At 40.0% G+C, this 455-nt stretch carries 1 protein-coding gene; it reads left to right on the top strand.

Annotated elements, in window-relative coordinates:
- Positions 1-163 precede the first annotated feature (163 nt).
- Positions 164-455, top strand: a 292-nt coding sequence (locus ACTD9P_RS29890) for an ATP-binding cassette domain-containing protein (RefSeq protein WP_438870458.1), incomplete at its 3' end; no start/stop codon positions are given.

The raw sequence follows: 455 nt of genomic DNA, 5'->3' as shown, positions 1-455 counted from the left end.
CCATTAAACAAATGAATAAAAATATCCATCAATAACGGAAAAAGCCTTTAAACCTTGTTTAAAGGCTTTTTTCATGCGATGGTTTACGTTTGCAAAAAAGTGATGTATTCTAATGTGTAAAAGTTTTTAGAAAATTTAAATAAAGTAAACGGGGGAAACGGCAATGATTTTACAGCTGGACAGTGTGTCATTAAAAAGAAACGGGAAATGGATTTTGAAAGATATTAACTGGCGCGTCGAGAAAAACGAAAATTGGGTGCTGTACGGATTAAACGGAGCCGGAAAAACGGCTTTGCTGAATATGTTATGCTCTTATTACTTCCCCACTTCAGGAGAGATGCAGGTGCTCGGCCATCAGTTCGGCAAAACAGAGCTCGGTGACAGGCTCAGAAGGAAAATCGGCCTTGTTTCGGCAGGTCTTCAGCACAAATTATATGCCGCGGACTCCGCTTTTG

The organism is Pseudomonas onubensis, assembly GCF_965653655.1.
Classification (GTDB): Bacteria; Pseudomonadota; Gammaproteobacteria; order Pseudomonadales; family Pseudomonadaceae; genus Aquipseudomonas.
The sequence above is the reverse complement of the archived record's forward strand: the minus strand, read 5'-3'. Positions and strand labels throughout refer to the sequence as shown.